General features: G+C 35.5%; 15 protein-coding genes. 12 read left to right on the top strand and 3 right to left on the bottom strand.

What is annotated here, in order from left to right; genetic code table 11:
* Positions 1-17: 17 nt before the first annotated feature.
* A complete protein-coding gene (gene tsaD / locus BLV64_RS03665) occupies positions 18-1,040 on the bottom strand; it encodes a tRNA (adenosine(37)-N6)-threonylcarbamoyltransferase complex transferase subunit TsaD (RefSeq protein WP_092132934.1) in 1,023 nt (340 codons plus the stop codon).
* A gap of 148 nt (positions 1,041-1,188) precedes the next feature.
* Here tsaD and BLV64_RS03660 point away from each other — a divergent pair, with 148 nt between their 5' ends.
* The 4 genes from BLV64_RS03660 to BLV64_RS03645 all read left to right on the top strand — a co-directional run bounded on the left by BLV64_RS03660 (position 1,189) and on the right by BLV64_RS03645 (position 8,698).
* Positions 1,189-5,604, top strand: a complete 4,416-nt coding sequence (locus BLV64_RS03660; protein ID WP_245705865.1) for a translocation/assembly module TamB domain-containing protein — start codon at positions 1,189-1,191, stop codon at positions 5,602-5,604.
* A gap of 152 nt (positions 5,605-5,756) precedes the next feature.
* Positions 5,757-6,743, top strand: coding sequence for a 6-phosphofructokinase (gene pfkA / locus BLV64_RS03655; protein ID WP_092132591.1), 987 nt, complete (start codon positions 5,757-5,759; stop codon positions 6,741-6,743).
* A 14-nt stretch (positions 6,744-6,757) separates the two neighbouring features.
* Positions 6,758-7,762 (top strand): type I glyceraldehyde-3-phosphate dehydrogenase, encoded by a 1,005-nt coding sequence (gap, locus tag BLV64_RS03650; RefSeq protein ID WP_092132588.1) that lies wholly within the window; start codon positions 6,758-6,760, stop codon positions 7,760-7,762.
* 78 nt (positions 7,763-7,840) lie between these two features.
* Positions 7,841-8,698, top strand: a complete 858-nt coding sequence (locus tag BLV64_RS03645; RefSeq protein ID WP_092132585.1) for an N-acetylglucosamine kinase — start codon at positions 7,841-7,843, stop codon at positions 8,696-8,698.
* Positions 8,699-8,705: 7 nt separating this feature from the next.
* Here BLV64_RS03645 and BLV64_RS03640 read toward each other — a convergent pair whose 3' ends face one another.
* Both BLV64_RS03640 and BLV64_RS03635 read right to left on the bottom strand, forming a co-directional pair.
* Entirely contained in the window at positions 8,706-9,086 is a 381-nt protein-coding gene (locus BLV64_RS03640) for a RidA family protein (RefSeq protein WP_092132582.1), read from the bottom strand.
* A gap of 72 nt (positions 9,087-9,158) precedes the next feature.
* The gene (locus BLV64_RS03635; RefSeq protein ID WP_092132580.1) at positions 9,159-11,933 is read right to left on the bottom strand and encodes a putative LPS assembly protein LptD; all 2,775 of its coding nucleotides are present in this window, start codon (positions 11,931-11,933) and stop codon (positions 9,159-9,161) included.
* An 87-nt stretch (positions 11,934-12,020) separates the two neighbouring features.
* Between BLV64_RS03635 and BLV64_RS03630 the strand changes: the two genes are divergently transcribed.
* The 8 genes from BLV64_RS03630 (at position 12,021) to BLV64_RS03595 (ending at position 17,929) form a co-directional block, all read left to right on the top strand.
* Complete coding sequence (locus BLV64_RS03630; RefSeq protein WP_092132577.1) at positions 12,021-13,136, top strand: N-acetylmuramoyl-L-alanine amidase family protein; 1,116 nt, start codon at positions 12,021-12,023, stop codon at positions 13,134-13,136.
* A gap of 58 nt (positions 13,137-13,194) precedes the next feature.
* Entirely contained in the window at positions 13,195-14,139 is a 945-nt protein-coding gene (locus BLV64_RS03625; protein WP_245705864.1) for an MlaD family protein, read from the top strand.
* Between the two features lie 35 nt (positions 14,140-14,174).
* Entirely contained in the window at positions 14,175-15,485 is a 1,311-nt protein-coding gene (locus tag BLV64_RS03620; protein ID WP_092132574.1) for a 4Fe-4S dicluster domain-containing protein, read from the top strand.
* A gap of 83 nt (positions 15,486-15,568) precedes the next feature.
* Positions 15,569-15,922, top strand: a complete 354-nt coding sequence (locus tag BLV64_RS03615) for a hypothetical protein (RefSeq protein ID WP_245705863.1) — start codon at positions 15,569-15,571, stop codon at positions 15,920-15,922.
* Positions 15,922-16,362 carry an LNS2 domain-containing protein gene (locus BLV64_RS03610; RefSeq protein ID WP_092132571.1) on the top strand — a complete coding sequence of 147 codons (441 nt, stop codon included), beginning with the start codon at positions 15,922-15,924 and terminating at the stop codon, positions 16,360-16,362. Before BLV64_RS03615 ends, BLV64_RS03610 begins: the two co-directional genes overlap by 1 nt.
* A 56-nt stretch (positions 16,363-16,418) precedes the next feature.
* Complete coding sequence (locus BLV64_RS03605; RefSeq protein ID WP_092132568.1) at positions 16,419-17,210, top strand: (Fe-S)-binding protein; 792 nt, start codon at positions 16,419-16,421, stop codon at positions 17,208-17,210.
* A gap of 1 nt (position 17,211) precedes the next feature.
* Positions 17,212-17,415, top strand: coding sequence for a hypothetical protein (locus BLV64_RS03600; RefSeq protein ID WP_092132566.1), 204 nt, complete (start codon positions 17,212-17,214; stop codon positions 17,413-17,415).
* A 28-nt stretch (positions 17,416-17,443) separates the two neighbouring features.
* Positions 17,444-17,929: an ABC transporter ATPase gene (locus tag BLV64_RS03595; RefSeq protein ID WP_092132563.1), complete on the top strand. Its 486-nt coding sequence runs from the start codon at positions 17,444-17,446 to the stop codon at positions 17,927-17,929.
* Positions 17,930-17,934 lie beyond the last annotated feature (5 nt).

Here is a 17,934-nt window from a genome sequence, read left to right as displayed (position 1 = left end):
CGAGTCCTTTCGCAAATTTAAATTTTTAAACGTGCCGATGCCATAACATTATCCTCGGCAAAATCATTTTCTAAATATTTTAAATAACCAACAATAGCAATCATAGCGGCGTTGTCTGTAGTGTATTCAAATTTAGGGACATAGGTGGTCCATCCAAATTTTTCTTCTCCCTTTTTCAAGGCTTCACGAATACCCGAGTTTGCCGATACACCACCACCAATAGCGATGTGTTTAATGCCTGTTTGTTTTGTAGCTAGTTTTAGTTTGTCGATTAATATTCCAATAATAGTATACTGAATCGATGCGCAAATATCATTTAGATTTTCGCTAATAAAATTCGGATTCTTTTTTACTTCACGTTGGATAAAATATAAAACGGCGGTTTTAAATCCTGAAAAGCTGAAATTTAACCCTTCAACTTTGGGTTTGGTAAACGCAAATGCTTTTGGGTTTCCTAATTTTGCACGACGGTCTATTTCAGGACCGGCAGGATACCCTAATCCTAAAATTTTACCACTTTTATCGTAAGCTTCCCCAACAGCATCATCAATAGTTTCACCAATAACTTCCATGTCAAAATAATGAGACACCTTAACAATTTGGGTGTGTCCTCCAGAGATAGTCATTGCTAAAAAAGGAAAGGGCGGCTTTTTAAACCCTTCTTCCTCGATAAAATGCGCTAATATATGGGCTTGCATATGGTTAACATCCACTAAAGGAATATCTAGTCCGTAAGCTATAGATTTTGCAAATGAAGTTCCTACTAGTAGTGAACCCATTAAACCTGGACCGCGAGTAAAAGCAATGGCACTTAAATCGGACTTAGTAATATTTGCCTGTTTTAAAGCTTGGTGTACCACCGGTACAATGTTTTGCTGGTGAGCGCGAGAAGCTAATTCTGGAACAACACCACCAAACTCTTCGTGTATTTTTTGACTCGCAACAACATTACTTAAAATACGACCGTTAGATATTACCGAAGCCGCTGTATCGTCGCAAGAAGATTCTATTCCTAGGATAAAAATATTTTGTGAAGACATTATAAAAGATTGGGCATAATTATTGTTAATTTTGAAAACTAAATCATCTGTTTTAGATGAATAAGCGTAATACAAAGGTAATTGATTCTATAGAATTATATAATTTTTAATTAATATCAAAAAATTTCTAAAAATAGTAGGGAAATTATTGGCAATCTTATTGCTGATCTTCATCATATTGGTGTTGTTTTTGTCTATTCCAGCGGTTCAAACGCAACTGGGTAGCTACGCGACCAAACGCATAAATGATGATTTTAAAACCAATATTAATATTGGGAAAATTGGGCTTCTGTTTAATGGTGATGTTAAACTAAAAGAAATTCTAATTCGCGATTATAAAAAAGACACCCTAATTAGTGCCACAGAAATAAATACTTCGATTATAAGTTTTAGGAATATTATTAACGGAAAACTTAATTTAGGAGATATTGACCTCGAAGATTTAATTTTTAATATCAAAACTTATAAGGGGGAAGATAAAACCAATCTAGACGTTTTTGTAGCGCGTTTTGACGATGATAACCCGAGAACAGAAAGTAGTTTTTTACTCTCTTCAAGCGACGTTTCTATCTATAACGGTACCTTCCGATTTCTAGATGAAAATAAAGAAAACGAAAAAATTCTAGAGTTTAATAACCTAGATATTAACGCCACTAATTTTTTAATTAATGGGAGTGATGTTAGTGCGCGAATTAATACCTTGGGCTTTGTAGACAGTCGTGGGTTGGTCATGAAAAATATGTCAACCAACTTTAACTATACCTTGACGGAAATGGTTTTCGATAATCTTGAAATCGAAACCAAACACTCGACGTTAAAAGGGAATTTGCGCTTTGATTATGAGCGTAAAGATTTTGAAGCGTTTACAGACAAAGTAAAAGTTACGGCCAATTTTAAGGATTCGGATGTTGCTCTAGACGAATTAAATATTTTTTATAACGAATTTGGAGTAAATCAACACGCGATTTTTAGTACTAAAATAACGGGGACTTTAAACGACCTGACAGCGACCAACTTAAAGCTAAACACCAGTAGTAGAAGTAAGATTTATGGGGATTTAAATTTTAAAAATCTGTTTAATAGTGAGGAAAATAATTTCGCTATGACCGGAAATTTTACAAATCTAACCTCTACCTATGGGGATTTAAGAGCGTTACTACCTAATGTTTTAGGCGCGACGATTCCAACAATTTTTGATAAGCTAGGCGTTTTTGTTATCACCGGGAAATCCAACATTACACCCAATAACATAGATGCTGATTTAAATATATCTACCGACTTAGGCTTTATAAAATCCAATTTAAATATTCATAATATTAATGATATTGATGCCGCAAAATACAAGGGGAATATCATATTCGACGAGTTTAAAATAGGTCAGTTTTTAGATAATAAAAACCTAGGTGACATCTCATCTAACCTAGATGTTGATGGAGTAGGGTTTAAGAAAGACAACTTAAACTCCCATTTAAAAGGAGATGTGTATGCTCTCGATTATAATAAGTACCGCTACCAAAATATTACGGTCGATGGGGCTTACGAGAAAAATGTTTTTAATGGTAAGTTGGTTTCTAAAGATAAAAACCTAAAACTAGAGTTTAACGGACTGGCTAATATGTCGAAAAAAATAAAAACTTTCGATTTTGTTGCTATGGTAGATTATGCGAATCTAAGAGCGCTTAATTTATATACCAAGGACGAGAAGTCTATTTTTTCTGGTACGGTAGACATGAAAATGAAAGGGACCTCTATAGAAGATGCTGTTGGGGATATCTTATTTAATAAGACCACGTACAAAAATGAAGTTGAAGATTACTACTTCGAAGATTTCGCCATTAGTTCTCGCTTTGAAAACGAAAAACGATTCATTCGCGTTAACTCCCCAGATATTATTGAAGGGGCTTTAAGTGGTGTTTTTAAGTTGAGGGATATTGATAATTTATTCGAAAACTCTATTAAAAGTATTTATACGAGCAAGCCGCCAAACATTATAAAAACAGATCAGTACATCGATTTTAATTTTAAAATTTATAATAAAATTGTCGAGGTGTTTTATCCCGAATTAAATTTAGGATCAAACACGTTTATTAAAGGTCGTGTGGAAAATGATGAAAAGGAGTTTAAATTCACTTTTAAATCGCCTAAAATCTCCATCTTAGACTATTTTGCTAGTGATATTGAAGTGCAGGTGGATAACAAAAACCCATTGTTTAATACCTATATAGAAATAGATAGTTTAAACACGAAACTCTATAAAGTTTCGAAGTTTAATTTAATTAACGTGACCTTAAACGATACCCTTTTTATGAGAAGTGAGTTTAAAGGTGGTAATAAAAATAATGATAAATTCGACTTGAGTTTTTATCATACCATAAACGAAAATGATAACTCCGTAGTAGGTTTTAAGAAAAGTGAAGTTATTTTTAAGGATAACAAATGGAATATTAACGAGCAAGGTAACACCCTAAATAAAATAGAGTTTAACAACGGTTTTAAAAACATAAAAATCGAAGAGATGGTAATGAATCATCTCAATGAGGAAGTTAAACTAGCCGGGGTGCTAAGAGATTCGACTTACAAGGATTTAAAACTTAATTTTAAAGATGTCGATTTGCAAAAAATCACGCCTAGAATTGATAGTTTGTCATTGGCAGGTACGGTAAATGGTAAGTTAGATTTGCTTCAAAAGGATGGGGTTTACCAACCTAATTCATCAATTACGATCGACGATTTAGAGATTAACAGACAGTATTTAGGGTCTTTTGATGCTAAAATCACAGGGAATAACTCCCTAACTCATTATACGGTGAATGCTAAAATTAAGGATGATATTTCTAATTCTTTTGAAGCTAAAGGGGATATCGATTTTACAGGTGCTAATCCGAGTATAAATGTCGATTTGCTTTTTAATAAATTCAGTTTAAATCTTCTGTCGCCGCTATTAGAGCCCGTTTTATTTAATGTAAGAGGAGATATGACAGGGAAAGCTAGTGTTATAGGAAGTTTAACACAACCGAGTTTTAATGGCGATGTAACGGTAGATAATGGGGGCTTAGGGATTTCAGAATTGAATGTGGATTTTGATTTTCAGAAGAACGCTTCCGTGACCTTAAAAGATCAAGAATTTATTTTTAATAATGTTAAACTTACCGATACCGAATACCAAACAAAAGGAAGTGTAGACGGTACTTTAAGTCATTTGAATTTCTCAAATTGGAAACTAGACTTGGCAATTAACACCGATAGATTGTTGATTCTAAATACTAAATACACCGACGAGTCTCTGTATTACGGTACAGGGTTTATTGGTGGTTATGCCGAGATAAAAGGGCCTACCGAAGCACTTAGAATAAACGCGATCGCTGAAACTAAAAAAGGTACAGAGTTTTTTATTCCGCTTAACGATCTGGAGTCGTTTGGTGATAATTCGTTTATTCATTTTTTAACGCCCGAAGAGAAAATAGAAAAACAAAAAGGGAATGAGGTTAAAGCCAAAAAAGTTACCGGATTAGAGTTAGATTTTGAGTTGGATGTGACTAACGATGCTTTAATAGAAATCGTTATGGACCGCGAAACGGGGAGTTCTATAAAAGGTCGTGGTGTAGGGAGTTTGCTATTTAATATTAATACAAACGGTAAATTTAATATGTATGGGGATTTCGTTGTGTGGGAAGGTGCTTATAACTTCTTGTTTGGTGGTTTTGTTCAGAAAGAGTTCACCGTAAAACCTTACGAAAGTTCCTTACAGTGGAATGGCGATCCGCTAAATGCAGAAATAAATATTAAAGCCATCTATAAAACAAGAACTAACCCTTCGGCGTTATTAGATAATCCTATTTCTCAAACCATTCCAGTGGATTTACAAATAAATCTAACGGGGCAATTAGAAAAGCCAGAGCCTAATTTCGAATTTGAGTTTCCTAACGTAAGTTCAACCTTAAAATCTGAGTTGAATTACCGCTTGGAATCTAAGGAAGATAAAGATAATCAAGCCATCTATTTATTAGCTACTGGCGGATTTAATAAACAGTTTAAAGATTTTAATGTTACCGGAACATTAACCGAACGATTAAACGGATTAGTAAATGGTTTTTTCACCGATGGAGATAGTAAAATAAACATCGGATTGAATTATGAAGTGGGACAAACGAGCCCCGATTATCAATCGGACGATCGCTTGGGGGTTACATTACAAACAAAAATTACCGATCGCGTTCTTATTAACGGAAAAGTAGGCGTTCCCGTTGGTGGCGCTTCAGAGTCGGTAATAGCCGGAGATGTGCAAATAGACTTCCTTTTAAATGCCGATGGAACACTTACCGCTACGGTCTTTAATAGAGAAAATAGTATCCGGAATTTTGGTGAAGAAATAGGGTACACCCAGGGATTAGGTGTGTCGTATTCTGTAGACTTTGATACGTTTGGGGAACTGATTCGTAAAGTTTTTTATAAAAAAAATGAAGAAGCTATCCTCGATGAAGACGACGAAGAACGTCAAGAAAATTCAGGTGAAAAAGTAGCACCGCTACCCGAAGGAATGGGCATAAAAGAAAAAGAGGAGTAAGCGCTGAATCTTTGGTAATACCTTCTAAAATCGAAACTGGTTTGTATTTCGTTTTTTAAACAATATTTTTTTATTTCAAGTCATAAATTTTAGCTAAAGACTGCGTTATATAGATTATCTTTATTAGCTTTACTATTCGCAATATGTAATCGATGACTAATAAAATAAAGAAAATCGCAGTCCTAACTTCTGGGGGAGATGCTCCAGGAATGAATGCTGCAATTCGCTCCGTAGTAAGAACCTGTGCCTATTATAATATTGAATGTGCGGGGGTCTATCGCGGATTCCAGGGAATGATAGAGGGGGATTTTAAAGCCTTTAATGCCCGAAGTGTAAAGGATATTATTAATAAAGGAGGAACGATCTTAAAAACAGCGCGTTCTACAGAATTTAGAACACCAGAAGGTAGACAGAAAGCCTATGAATCCCTCAAGAAAGAAGGTATTGAAGCTCTTGTAGTGATTGGTGGTGATGGTAGCTTTACCGGTGCGCTCCAATTTAATAAAGAGTTTAACTTCCCTGTGATGGGAATTCCCGGTACTATCGATAATGATATCTTTGGTACAACACACACCCTAGGATATGATACCGCACTTAATACCGTAGTCGAAGCTGTCGATAAAATTCGAGATACAGCAAGTTCTCATAACCGCTTGTTTTTTGTCGAAGTTATGGGCCGTGACGTGGGACATATCGCCTTAAATGTTGGTGTGGGAGCAGGAGCAGAAGAGATTTTGATTCCTGAAGAAAACCTGGGTTTAGACCGCTTGTTGGAGTCTTTAAGACGCAGTAAAAAATCGGGTAAATCTTCGAGTATCGTAATCGTTGCCGAAGGGGATAAGATAGGGAAAACCGTATTCGAATTAAAAGACTATGTCGAAGAGCATATGGTAGAATATGAAGTGCGTGTTTCTGTATTAGGTCATATGCAACGCGGGGGATCACCGTCGTGCTTCGATCGGGTGTTGGCTAGTAGAATGGGAGTGAAAGCTGTAGAAACTATTTTAGAAGGACAGTCGAATTTTATGGTGGGTTTAATCAACGATAAAATTCAATTAACCCCCTTGGAGAATGCGGTGAAAGGAAAATCGAAAATAAATAAAGAATTAATGCGTGTGTCAGATATTATGACCACTTAAAATAAAATATAAATATGTCAAAAGTGAAATTAGGAATTAATGGTTTTGGAAGAATAGGTCGTGTTGTTTTTAGAGAGACTATAAACAGAGAGGATGTAGACGTTGTAGCTATTAATGATTTATTAGATGTAAATCATCTGGCCTATTTATTAAAATTCGATTCGGTTCACGGTCGTTTTAATGGTACGGTCGATGTTAAAGAAGGCCACCTCGTAGTAAATGGAAAAACAGTTCGTGTGACTGCCGAAAGAGATCCTAAAAATTTAAAATGGGACGAGGTCGGTGTAGACGTGGTTGCAGAATGTACAGGTATTTTTAAAACAAAAGAATCTGCCAATTATCATATTATTGCAGGGGCTAAAAAAGTAGTGGTTTCTGCGCCTAGTAGTGATGTGCCTATGTTTGTAATGGGAGTTAATGATAATGTGATCAAGGCGACAGATACGATTATTTCTAATGCGTCATGTACTACAAACTGCCTTGCGCCTCTAGCAAAAGTGATGGAAGATAATTTCGGAATTGAAGAGGGCTTAATGACAACCATTCATTCTACGACGTCAACACAGTTTACTGTAGATTCGCCTTCGAAAAAGAATTACAGAATCGGGAGATCGGCTTTAAATAATATTATACCGACATCAACAGGAGCAGCCATAGCAGTAGGGAAAGTAATTCCTGCATTAGACGGTAAGCTTACCGGAATGGCTTTTAGAGTGCCAACGGTAGATGTGTCAGTTGTGGATTTAACGCTAAGAACTAAAAAATCGACGTCGCTGAAGGAAATTAAAGAGGTCTTTAAAAAAGCGTCTGAAGGGGCTTTAAAAGGTATCGTGGGTTATACTGAAGAGGGCGTAGTATCACAAGATTTTATTGGGGAAAGTAGAACATCAGTTTTTGATGCCGACTCGGCGATCGAACTAAATCCGAATTTCTTTAAATTAGTGGCTTGGTACGATAACGAATATGGGTACTCAAGTAAACTGATAGATTTAGTGGTAAAAGTTCATAATTTAAAATAATTGACTAGTTTTGATATTGTGCTAAATGATCTGGAGTGCTGCTCTAGATCATTTTGCTTTTTAATATAATAAGAGCGTATGATTTTAATTGCCGATAGCGGATCGACAAAATGTGATTGGATTGTAGTAGATAAAAGTACTGGTTCACCCTCTCAAAAAATAAGAACTAAAGGTCTTAATCCTGCAATATTAAACACCGATGAACTTCAGGGGATTATAACCCGTTCAACCGATTTGTCGGCGCTTAGAGACACAATCTCTGAGGTGCATTTTTACGGCGCAGGATGCGGAACGGCTAAGCCAAAAGCTTTACTGACTGTGGTATTAAAACAGGTGTTTGCTCATGCCGAGGTTTCAGTTAAAGAAGATACTATGGCTGCAATACACGCGACCATGCCTTCTCAAAATGAAGCTGGCGTAGTTTGTATTTTAGGAACGGGATCGAATTGTAGTTTTTATGACGGTAAAAACACACACCAAAAAATAGTGTCTTTAGGGTACACCTTAATGGATGATGCCTCGGGTAACTATTTTGGCAAGCAACTAATACGTGATTATTACTTTAATAGCATGCCTGAAGATTTAAAAATAAGCTTTGAAAAGACCTACGATTTAACGCCCGATACCATTAAGTATAATCTGTACAAACAACCCAACCCCAATGCGTATCTAGCGCAGTTTGCCGAGTTTTTAGTCCACAATAGAGAAACAGATTATGGAAAGAATCTTATTTTAAAGGGCATGCGTTTGTTTGCAGAAACTATGATCTTGCAGTATGCAGAAGAAATTAAAAAGCATCCGGTACATTTTGCTGGCTCCTTAGCGTTCTTTTGTCAAGACGAGATAAATAGTGTGGCTAAAGAGTACGGATTTAAAACAGGCCGCTTTATAAAACGGCCTATAGATGGATTAGTTAGTTTTCATACTAAAAACTAATGCGTATTTATTTAACGGCAATCATACTAATTTCAACATTTACATACTTAGGTAGGTTTGCGACTTCAACAGTTTCTCGAGCTGGAGCAGTACTTTCATCAAAATAAGATCCGTAAACACTATTGATTTCTGCAAAATTCCCCATGTCGCTAACAAATATAGAGGCTTTAATAACGTTTTCGAACGTCATGCCGGCAGCAGCTAAAACAGCTTTCATATTTTCCATAACTTGCTTCGTTTCCGACGTGATATCACCTGTAATTAATTCTCCTGTTTTAGGATGTAATGCGATTTGACCAGAAGTGTATAATGTGTTTCCTGATAAAACGGCTTGGCTGTAAGGGCCAATAGGCGCAGGAGCATCTGGTGTATTGATTATTGTTTTCATTTTAAAATATATTTAGATTAAATAAAATGGGTGTCTGTAGCTATTAAGTTAGACTTTAAACGCAGCGGTTAATTATAAACGCTCGTCTGGTTGCCTTCTTTTTTCATATTTAACATCTTGTAGAATATTAGATTTTATACCTATAAAAAAGTTCCAAGAGGTTCTGGTACTAAAAGGAATCCAACTAAAGTTCATTTTCCAACTTAATAAATCCCGTTGAAAACGCAATTGGGTATAAGAGAAACCTTGATTTTTAAAGTCGTAACCCGAAGACGCTCCAATAGTCCAACGTGGTGCAATTTCTAAGTCTCCAGAAAACATTAAAGAGTGTGAAGAGATTTCATTTTGCCTTGCGACATTATTGTAGTTAACGGCATAAGCTAAACGAACGTTCCAAGGGATATTAAAATTATATAATTTACTTGGTTCTTCATCTTCCTCTTCTTCATCGTTGTCGTCATAAGCATTAAACTGGTCTTCAGCAAAATCTTCAGAACGCCCAAATAAATCATCGTCGCGTCCTCCACTTTGTAGGGTTTCATTTCTACTGCTTTCGCTAGTTTTATCACCTTTACCATCACTACTAAAGCTATAGCCCATAGTTAAGTTAGCGCTCGTCATTCTAAATAAACTACCACCGTTATTAACGTTAAATTTATCTATTTTTTTATTGTTATTATCTAAAGCATACGGGTCTAATGTAGCTCCGAAATTAACAGTCATTTTATTGTTAAATATCTGTGTTCCCCCAGTTACTCTAACAGGACTCCAACGTAACGAATCACCAGCTAAATTATAAGCGGTAGAGAAGTTTAAATTGTTTAATAAGACAATTTTCTTAGGTTCTACCTGTGTGGTATCTCTATCGCGGACTTTAGCTTCCAAATTATTAGCTAAGGAAAGTCCGATGCTGCTACCATAATTTTTATTTGGGGCGCCGTATAACGTGTTCTGAAAACGGGAGTACTCCACTTCTTCTAAAGTTGTGCCGTTCGCATCTATGACTTCGTAGGTGTCGTAATAGTTGTCGAATGCGGGGTTGATATTATAACTCACCGAGGGCCGCATAACGTGGCGGATCGCTTGGATGGCCTTACCTTCACTATTCTTGTCAAAGTTGAATAACCCGTATATAGTGGTACCAATACTCGTGCTAAAATTATACGTTCGGTAAGCATCAAATTTATTTTGCTCGGTAATCACAACCTCTTGATTTACCTGGTCGTAATGGCGATCAAAAGTTTTAAAAGTCCAATTTTCTTCAAAATTGGTTCCCGCCGAAATACTAAAATGTTTTAATACCTTAAAGTTCGTATTAATAGGAATAGAGTGCTTTAAACCTATTTTGGCATCATCAAACATTTCTTGTTTAAAGAATAAAGAGTCGGTAGTAGAGATTCTGTTTTCTCCTCTTAGATTATACTGAAAGTTGATGTTTTTAATGATTCCCTTTTTAGTGCCTTCAGAGGGAGCAAAAGGATAAATTCGCCCAACACTTCCTTGAAAGGTTGGAAGGGTCATATTAATTTGTTGAGTCTGTGTGTTTTGTGAGTGTGTGGCTGTTAAACTCGTGTTTACTTGAGGTTCTCCCTTAAAAGTCTTAGAGTAAGATACAGAAGACGATAGGGTGTTGTTTAAAAAACTCGCCGTGTTAATCTGATTTACCGACTCTCGGTAGTACTGACTACTTCCAAGGTTTACAGAGGCCGAAAAGCGAGAACTAGGGTTCGATTTCGCGTCTTGCGTGTGCGACCATCTCAAATTATAAATGGTGTTTTTTGAATAATCAGGAAAGCCGCGCTCACTATTAATAATGTTTTCGTAACGGAACCCGAAATTACCATTAAAACGATAACGTACATTATATTTAGATTCTAAACGCAGTCCATAACTACCATTGGTGTAATAATCGCCTAAAGTCGCTAGGTCAAAGTAATCACTAATGGCAAAATAATACCCTCCATTTTGTAAAAAATACCCTCGATTATTCTGTTCTCCAAAACTAGGGAATATAACTCCCGACGTTTGTTTTTTTGTTAATGGGAAATAAGCAAATGGCATTCCTATGGGCGTTGGTACATCGTAGATAAACAAATTTGTTAATCCTGTAACGACCTTTTTATCTGGTACAATTTTAGCTTTTCTAAGTAAAAAGTAATACTCGGGATCGTCTAAATTTTTCGAGGTCGTAAATTTTCCATTACTGATAAAAAATACAGAATCGTTTTCTTTTTTTGTTTTTTCAGCGATTATAGTTCCTCCATTTTGCTCTGTTCTAGAATTCCATATCAAAGCTTTTTCGGTATCTATGTTAAACCGGATAGAGTCGGGTTCCACAACACTTTCACCTTGTTTAAAAACAGGACGCTGAGAATATTCTCCTAGTGAATCTTTTAAACGCCCAGCATAAACCTCATTTTTACTGTAGTCAATAACAATAGTTCCCGCATTAATCTGCATATCTTTATAGATGATTTCAGCTTCATTATATAGGTATAATTTTTCTTCCTTGCGGTTAAAGGAAGTGTAATCTGTTGCTTTATAGCTTACAATACCTTCTAAAAGCCCTTTTTTTTGCTTTGTAGAATCGGTTAATGTAGAGTCCAATGCTTTTTCGTTTATGATAAGGAGTTCCTCTTTGCTAGAAAGTGTATCTTTTTCAATTTGTGGAGTGGTTGTTTTAGGGTTTGGACTAATAGGAATTCCGGAACCGGGTCTGTCTTGTGCATAGCTTAACGTGTTAATAAACACTGTAAAACTTAAGGCAAAAAGTATATGAAATCTATTTGTATGCAATGCTTTTAAATGTATTTTTGCTAAAGTATGGCTCGGTTTTTGAATTGCCAAAATTACATATATTTTTTATGAATTATTTATTATTCAATAAAATTTAAAAAACGATACTAAAAGCTTTAAAAATAGGTTACAATTTATATGCAAACGAACAGAAAAACATTTTTCGTATCCCTAATAACAATATTAACACTTTTTGTGTTCTCAACCACTCACGCACAACATAATAATGAAAAATTTGTTGTTGTGTTAGATGCAGGGCATGGAGGGAAAGATCCTGGTAAGCCTTCTAAATACGGTTTTAAAGAGAAAGATATCGCTTTAAAAATTGTGTTAGCTGTAGGTAAGGAATTGGAAAAGAACAAAGACATCAAAGTGGTTTACACGCGTAAGACTGATATTTTTGTCGATTTATTTAAGCGTGGTAAAATTGCCAATAAGGCTAATGCCGATTTGTTCGTGTCTGTGCATTGTAATGCCCACACATCACAAGCTTACGGTGCAGAAACATTTGTTTTGGGTACTCATAGAAATGAAACCAATTTTAATGTCGCTAAAGCAGAGAACGAAGTAATTTTTTTAGAGGACGACTACGAAAAAAACTACCAAGGTTTCGATCCCAATTCCCCAGAGTCGTTTATAGGCTTAACATTAATGCAAGAGGAGTACCTAGATCAAAGTATCCAGTTGGCTAAGCGCATTCAAGATAATTTCACCTATTCTTTAAAAAGAAAAAACAGAGGGGTTAAGCAGGCCGGTTTTATTGTGCTACACCAAACCGTTATGCCTAGTGTTCTAGTGGAGACAGGCTTTATTACTAATACGAGTGAAGGGAAGTATTTAAACTCTTCAAAAGGGCAGTTAGAATTGGCTAAAGCTATGAGTAATGCCATAGTAGACTATAAAGAGGCTATAGAAAAGAACTTTGTGGATACCTATTTTATAAAGGAAGTGGAAGATGTGTCTTTAGCTGTGCCTGAAAAAATTATTAATAACACCGTTTTTAAAGTGCAAATAGCTGCTAGTTCTAAAAAATTAGACTTGAAACCTTTTAATTTTAAAGGGCTTCAAGAGGTGGCTCGAGAAAAAGAAGGTAACCTTTATAAGTATTTTTATGGCTACACTTCAGACTATAATAAGATTAGACTCATGGAGACCCAAGCCAAGAAAAAAGGCTACACATCGAGTTTTGTTGTCGCTTATAGGGATGGAAAACGTATTAGTTTAGAAAAAGCCTTAAAACAAGACGATAATTAAGGGTATTCTTTCTAATTTTATTTTATTTTTGTTTCTTACCAATTAAACAAAATTTACTTTGAAAATATCAAGAGAAGTTAAAACAGCACTTTTAGTTATTTTAGGAATTTTATTTTTTATTTTCGGATTTAACTATCTGAAAGGCGAGAATATTTTTAAATCTAAAAATACTTATTATACACAATTCGACTACAACGCTTTATCTTTATCCTCTCCAGTAACGATTAGAGGTAATAAAATCGGTAAAATTAATGAGATAAAATACGATTTTGAAACGGGTAAAACACGTGTTGAAATTTCGGTTGATAACGATTTAAAATTCCCGAAAGACAGTAAAATACGTATGTATGAAACGGGTTTAATGGGAGGTAATGCCTTAGCAATTGTTGAAGGAAAAGGGACTGAAATAGCCGTTTCAGGAGATTTTATTCCGTCGGTAGTAGAAGAAGGGCTTATTACAGGCTTGACCAAGAATTTCTCAGATATTAGTTCAGGTCTTGATGGAACACTACAATCTGCCGATTCCTTATTAATAAATTTAAATGGTTTAGTTACTGACGATTCTGAACAAGGGTTAAAAAACGCTTTAGCAGAATTTAATACCACTTTAAAATCATTTCAAACCTTAGCAGCATCCTTTAATAGATTAGTAACCACCAACGAAACTAATTTAGATGGTGCCATTACTAATTTTAATAAAGTTAGTGAAGATTTAGCAGTACTTTCTGGAAGTTTGAAAGAAGTTGATATCGCGCAAACCGTTGGTAAGTTAGATCAGACCTTAAACAATGTAAACGGCTTATTAAATGGCTTAGAAGACGGAGAGGGGTCGATGGGGAAACTACTTAAAGACGAAGACCTATATAACAATCTTGAAATTGCATCAGAGCAGTTAAGAGAATTATTACAAGATTTTAAACTGAACCCGAAACGTTATATTCACGTATCCGTTTTCGGAAGAAAAGCAAAAGAGTACACAGAACCGGAAGATCCAAGACAATAATATAAAAGACCAATTACATCAAACTAATCATAATTATGGATTATATACCAAATATTTTATTTGCAATCGTTTTAATAGCGGGAATCGGATATTTTGCATCGAATGTAAAAAAGCTTATCCGTAATATTAAATTAGGAAAGGCTAAAGATATCAATGATAATAAATCTGAGCGTTGGAAAAACGTGATCATGATTGCACTTGGCCAAAGTAAAATGGTGAAACGACCAGTTTCTGGTTTTCTTCACGTTATTGTTTACGTCGGTTTTGTGATTATTAATATTGAAATGTTAGAAATTATTATCGATGGATTATTTGGAACACATCGAATTCTTTCTGGCTTAGGCGGGTTTTATGGCGTGCTTATAGGAAGTTTTGAGATATTAGCAACCCTAGTTTTTGTTGCAGTAGTGGTATTTTGGATACGTCGTAATATCATTAAAATTAAACGCTTTATGAGCGCCGAAATGAAAGGGTGGCCAAAAAGCGATGGTAATATTATTCTGTATTTTGAAATGGTCTTAATGGCCCTGTTTTTAATTATGAATGCTACCGATGTGAGCTTTCAAAATGCAGGTCTAGGAAACGTAGTCAGCCAGTATATCGCTCCTTTATTTAGCGATTTCTCTGAAAGCACCTTACATATTATAGAACGTGCCGCATGGTGGTTACATATTATAGGAATCTTAATTTTCTTAAATTATCTATATTTCTCTAAACACTTACATATTCTTTTAGCATTCCCGAACACGTATTACGGTAAAATTAACCCAAAAGGTCAATTTGATAATGACGATGCCGTTACTAAAGAGGTGATGTTAATGATGGATCCGGATGCCGATCCTTTTGCTGCGCCAGAAGCGGGAGCAGAAGATGAGGCTCCAGCAAAATTTGGAGCAAGTGATGTTCAAGATTTAAGTTGGATAAATTTATTAAACGCATACACTTGTACAGAATGTGGTCGTTGTACTAGTGAGTGTCCCGCAAACTTAACGGGGAAAAAATTATCTCCTCGTAAAATTATGATGGACACTAGAGACCGTTTAGAAGAAGTTGGAAAAAACATTGATGCTAATAAAGGTGTTTTTGTAGACGACGGTAAACAATTATTAAACGATTATATTACTAAAGAAGAACTGTGGGCATGTACGAGTTGTAATGCCTGTACGGAAGCGTGTCCAGTAAGTATCGATCCATTAAACATTATTATGGAAATGCGTCGTTATTTAGTAATGGAAGAGTCGGCAGCACCAATGGAGTTGAATAATATGATGACGAACATTGAGAATAATGGAGCGCCATGGCCATACAATCAAATGGATAGATTAAATTGGAAAGACGAAAACTAGTGGTGCTATTAAAATCGGTGCATCACAAGCCGTTGCAGTAATGCTAATTGTAGAATGAATAACTCTTAATTTAAACAATGAAAATGAATATACTTAATAAGAACATAATACTTCTAATTATTATATTCAGCACCTATGGGCTTAGCGAAAGTAGCGCGCAGTCCTATACTAAGGATTCATTACAAATAAAGGCATATACCGAGATACAATTTAAAGATAATAATGCCGAGAACATTATATTAAAAAAAGTGTTTTGTGATTATTGCACAGACTTTCAAATTGAAAAAATAGGGGAAGAGGCGTTACGCCGAGCAGATATTGAAAAGTACGCGCCACTAAATAGGATGGAAAATGGCTATAAAAAATTAGCTATTTATATAAGGATATCGAAAGACGATTTCGCTTCAATAACACCAGACGGAGAAATTGATAACTAATGAAAAGAGAAGAGGCTGATAAATTTTTACATGAGAAAGTAGAAGCAGGCGAAAAAGTGAGTCCTGTATTACCTGAAGGTGTAAAAAATTATTTAATTGATATCGATGGTACAATTACAGACGATATCCCGAATGAGGAACCTGAACGTATGGCAACCTGTTTACCGTATTTAGATGCCTTAGCAACCTGTAATAAATGGTACGATGAAGGCCACATGATTTGCTTTTTCACGTCCCGATTAGAAGCACATAGAACCGTAACAACCGAGTGGTTAGATAAACACGGCTTTAAATTTCATAGCTTATTAATGGGGAAACCTCGTGGAGGAAATTACCATTGGATAGACAATCACCTGGTAAAAGCAACACAGTATAAAGGAAAGTTTACAGATTTGGTAGAAAAAAAAGTTACTATTCAGGTCTTTGACGATAAGAAATAAATAATTAATGCCGTTGTTAAACGGCTTCACACGTATAAAACATAAAACTCATCGATATGAGCGAACAACTTAGAGTGCCAACAATGGCAGAATATATGGCAGAAGGCAAACAACCAGAAGTACTTTTCTGGGTAGGATGTGCTGGAAGCTTTGATGATAGAGCCAAAAAAATTACAAAAGCCTTTGTGAGGTTATTAAATAAAGCAAATGTAGAGTTTGCCGTATTAGGAACCGAAGAGAGCTGTACCGGAGATCCCGCTAAACGCTCAGGAAATGAATTTTTGTTTCAAATGCAAGCCGTTACTAATATTGAAGTAATGAACGCTTACGAAATTAAAAAAATCGTTACCGCTTGTCCGCACTGTTTTAACACCATAAAAAATGAATACCCTGGCTTAGGAGGTAACTATGAAGTGGTTCACCATACCCAATTTTTAAAGGGACTATTAGACGAGGGACGATTAACTATTGAAGGCGGACAGTATAAAGGAAAGCGTATTACTTTCCATGATCCGTGTTATTTAGGTCGTGCTAATAATGTCTACGAAGCGCCAAGGGAATTAATTAGAAAACTGGATGCCGAACTCGTAGAAATGAAAAGCTGTAAGTCTCGTGGATTATGTTGTGGAGCTGGTGGTGCGCAAATGTTTAAAGAACCAGAACAAGGAAATAAAGACATAAATATTGAGAGAACAGAGCAAGCTCTAGAAACAAAACCTCAAATTATCGCTGCCGGATGCCCATTCTGTAATACCATGATGACCGATGGGGTAAAAGGAAAAGAAAAAGAAGCAGATGTAGAAGTGATGGATATTGCCGAACTTATCGCAAACGCTCAAGATTTGTAATATGACACGCATAGATAAAAAGAAGTATATTCTACCTGGCATTTTTGCCGGTTTAGTTTACGCCGGAGTAATGGCGGCTTTTGATTATAATGATGATGTTCCGTTTTCGATTTTTAAATTTTTAATTCACTTTTTTTTATTCGGTTTATTTATGGCCGGTATCAATTACTATTCCTTAAGAAAAGCAGGTAAAAAAAAGGAGTAAACTGTCATTTTTTAAAGTAAATACACTAATGTTAGTAGATTTTAATACACTTCCAGAAACTTCAAAAGTTTGGATATATCAAGCTAATCGCTCATTTTCGGATGTAGAATTAGAAGAAATTAAAGAAAAATTAAACGTGTTTATTTCTAATTGGGCCGCTCATGGAACCGATTTAGAAGCAGGATACGAGATTAAATACAAACGTTTTATAATTTTAGCTGTCAATCAGAACGTACAGGCAGCAACCGGATGTAGTGTAGACAGCTCGGTTCACTTTATCCAACAGTTAGAAAAAGAATACAACGTGGATTTAATGGATAAAATGAATGTTTCTTATAAGCAAGGCGAGTACGTCGCTTATAAAACATTAACCGATTTTAGAAAAATGGCTAAAGATAAAGCGGTTTCTAAAAACACTATTGTTTTCAATAACCTCGTTACAAATATTGGCGAATATAAAGAGAACTGGGAGGTTCCCGCTAGCGAAAGCTGGCATAATCGCTTCTTAAAATAAAATAA

The sequence above is a fragment of the Bizionia paragorgiae genome (assembly GCF_900107625.1).
Lineage (GTDB): Bacteria > Bacteroidota > Bacteroidia > Flavobacteriales > Flavobacteriaceae > Bizionia > Bizionia paragorgiae.
The sequence above is the reverse complement of the archived record's forward strand: the minus strand, read 5'-3'. Positions and strand labels throughout refer to the sequence as shown.